The following is a 3,460-nucleotide window of genomic DNA, read 5'->3' as shown; positions in this document are numbered from 1 at the left end:
GCTCGCGATTGCAAATCTCTCTAACCTAAATTATTGGGTTTGCAGACACGCCCTAAAGCGGCTTTAACAAATTTGGGTTCCAGGAATTGCTCCATATCAGGAATAGTATCAATCTTGCCCTGGTTTGCCAAAAACCTCGCCACATCCATCAACGACTCCAGTAAGTAGGAATCACTCTGCTTATTTCCTAGCATCTCCAGATTGGCACGAGCGTCCGGGAGACTAATCCCTTTTAGATCAGCAGCTAGGGCATCCGGCTCAATTTTCAACTCCTTAGCTGCGATCGCTAACCCTTCCGATGGATGTTGATTGAGAAACCCTAGTCCTTTGAAAACCCCTTTGACAAAGGCTTCCACCGCCTCCGGGTTGGCTTCGATATACTCAGTGGCAAACAGATAAACATCCGTAATCGCTGTCGGTATTTGGGACGAGTCATAGATAATGCGTCCATCAGGTTGAGCCAAGTTAGCCTGTTTTAGGAATGGTGCATAGGTAACAGCAATGTCCACATTCCCCACCTGGTAAGCTGCTGCTGCTCCCGCTGGATCCACGTTCACCAAGGTAACATCAGCTTCACTCAACCCAACTGCTGTGAGTACTTTTAGTAGAAAGAAATGGCTAACTGCCCCTTTTTCAACAGCAATCTTCTTGCCCTTAAAGTCCTTAATGCTACTAATACTGTTGCGGGCTAAGATGCCATCTCCACCAACGGAGTTATCCTCTACCAAAACAATGCGATAGTCTTTGCCCTTAGTTGCCAATAAGACTGCTTCAGAGGTTACAGGGGCAATAGCATCCAGTTTTCCTGCTAAAAAGGCAGAGATATAATCGGGATTATACCCAAAGGTTTTCAGGTCAACCCTTAGCCCCAGTTCCTGAAAGAAGCCTTTTTTGAGCGCAATCAAAAGAGGAGTCAAACCAATCCAAGTGGTCACCCCTAGGGATAAAGACATCGATAGGCTGGGCTTAGCATCACCCAAGTCATTCCCAGAAGATGCTTGCTGTAAGGGAGTACATGCCTCCAGGATAACGGTGCTGGATGCGAAGATTAGCCATTGCAGAGTTTGACGCCTTGACCACAACTTGAGTCTTTGTAGAACCATATCATATTCCGTTATATCCGTTACATGGGTTAACCCATCCGTTTCCAGTTAACTTTTCCCTGAAGACGGTATATAAAATAACATTTTGTTAGTTTTTTGGGGTGAGGGGTTGCACCCCTCATTATTTGTGCTATATTTAGATAAGTAGATGCACCCTGATGATTAAGAGAGCCGCAGTTGTGACTCTCTTCTTTTTTTTTAGGCTTAGAGGGGAAGAGTGGGAAGAAGCAGACCAGAGGAAAGAAATTTGGTGTGTGCCTTACCAGAATTTGGGTAGGGCTATGCATTGGCTTAAGGTAACTATTGCTAGTCAACAGTTAATAGTCAAAAGTAAATAGTCAACACTTTGAGTAATTTCTGCTAGATCTTAATTGACTACAAGCTCAAAAAAATCCCCAAAAATACGGTTTTAGCAACTAGAGATGATCCAGGAAGATAAAGCAGGGGACTTTTAAACCTTCTCAAACTACCATCCGATTTGATTCGTCAAATAAATTTTTCCTGTTAGCATCATGCTCGTGCAGGCAAAATTCCTGTCCTAAGGTTTACAACTATAGCAAGTTTTATCAAGGTATTTACAAGTACTTTAGGTTAGTAAGTTAGTATAAAAAATCTGATTAAAAATATATTAAACTTATTATCTATACCGAAAAAAAATTAAATAAACGTAACGTAATTTTAACAAAATTTAACTATTGAAAATTAACAGTATAAACTAAGTAACTTAACTATGATGAATAATGAACAAAACCATGCTCCTATAATCCTGGTCGCAGATGATGATATCCCAACCCGGACAATGCTGTGTAAACTTATGGAAAATGAGGGATATAACGTCGAAGATGTAGGAGATGGCGAGCAGTGTCTGGCAGCTTATACTGAGCTAAAACCGGATATAGTATTGCTGGATGCTATGATGCCAGTGATGGATGGGTTTATGTGTTGCTCCCAAATGCAAAAGCTACTTAAAAATGAATCAACACCAGTATTAATGATTACTGGACTTAATGACCAAGCTTCCGTTGATTGGGCATTTCAAGTCGGAGCAACGGATTATATAACTAAACCCATCCAACCATCAGTGCTAAGGCAGCGTGTCCGTCGTCTTATCGAAGCTAATCGAGCCGAAAAAACCTTACGGGAGAGGGAGAAACAATATCGTTCTGTCGTAGAAAGTGTTAAAGAAGTGTTTTTTCAAATCGATGCCACTGGACACTGGATATTTCTCAATTCCGCCTGGACTACTTTCACTGGCTTTACTGTAGAAGAAAGTCTAGGTAAAAATTGTCTAAAATTTATTGATCCTGATGATCAGGAACGTTATCAACAATTGTGGGAGTCTCTAGTCAACGGTGAAAAGGATTCCTTTAAACATGAAATAAGATATGTTACCAAAACAGGGAAGTGCAGCTGGGGGGAGATTAATATTCAGTCAAGCTTGATAATTGATGGTGTAGTTACCGGTTTTTCTGGTATGCTACAAGACACCACTGAACTTAGAAAAGCTCAAGCTTTAGAAAAAGAGAAAATAAAATTGGAAGCGGATATCCAAGAACGAGAACGTCGCTCAGAAATCATTCGCAAATCTCTAGAGCAGGAAAAAGAACTGAGTGAACTTAAATCTCGGGTTATTAGTACGATATCTCATGAGTTTCGTACTCCACTGACGATGATTCAATCCTCTACCGAATTGCTAGCTAAGTACAGTGATAAACTGTCAGACGATAAAAAACTGAAACATTTTAAACAAATTGGATGGGCGGTTGAACACATGAACCAACTCCTGAGCAATGTGATCTTCCTAGATAAAACTGAATCAGGGGAACTTGATTGTCATCCTGAATACTTGAATCTAGATAAACTATGCAAAAAAATTATTAATAATTTACAGGTTACTTTAAATAGTGACTATAAAATTGATTTTTCTAGTCATAGTAATTCTAGTCAAGTTAATTTAGATGAACAGCTAGTTGGACAAATTTTGACTAATATACTCTCTAATGCGGTTAAATATTCTCCCCAAGGAGGCATCATTAAGTTTGACGTCTTTTGTCAGCCAGAAGAAGCTATTTTAACTATTCGGGATTCAGGGATTGGTATTCCAGCAAAAGAAAAGCAACGAGTGTTTGACTCTTTCTATCGAGCCACTAATGTTGGTGCTATAAAAGGAACAGGATTAGGTCTGGCTATTGCTAAAAAATGTGTTGAACTGCATCGGGGTAAGATTAACGTGGACAGCGAAGTTGGCGTGGGAACAAAGTTTCAAGTCATCTTGCCATATTTGGATTAGATATAGCAATTCTACGACTTGTGAGGTACAAATATCTGGGTTTTAGGGAGCAGGGAGCAGGGAGCAG

At 40.2% G+C, this 3,460-nt stretch carries 2 protein-coding genes; one reads left to right on the top strand and one right to left on the bottom strand.

Going from position 1 to position 3,460, the window contains the following annotated elements:
* Positions 1–20: 20 nt before the first annotated feature.
* A complete protein-coding gene (locus tag BJP37_RS14030; protein ID WP_075899612.1) occupies positions 21–1,103 on the bottom strand; it encodes an ABC transporter substrate-binding protein in 1,083 nt (360 codons plus the stop codon).
* A 730-nt stretch (positions 1,104–1,833) separates the two neighbouring features.
* On the opposite strand from BJP37_RS14030, the gene BJP37_RS14020 reads away from it, so the two are divergent.
* Positions 1,834–3,393 carry a hybrid sensor histidine kinase/response regulator gene (locus BJP37_RS14020; protein ID WP_229415308.1) on the top strand — a complete coding sequence of 520 codons (1,560 nt, stop codon included), beginning with the start codon at positions 1,834–1,836 and terminating at the stop codon, positions 3,391–3,393.
* Positions 3,394–3,460 lie beyond the last annotated feature (67 nt).

Origin of the sequence: Moorena bouillonii PNG, from assembly GCF_001942495.1 — a bacterium.
Classification (GTDB): Bacteria; Cyanobacteriota; Cyanobacteriia; order Cyanobacteriales; family Coleofasciculaceae; genus Moorena; species Moorena bouillonii.
The sequence above is the reverse complement of the archived record's forward strand: the minus strand, read 5'-3'. Positions and strand labels throughout refer to the sequence as shown.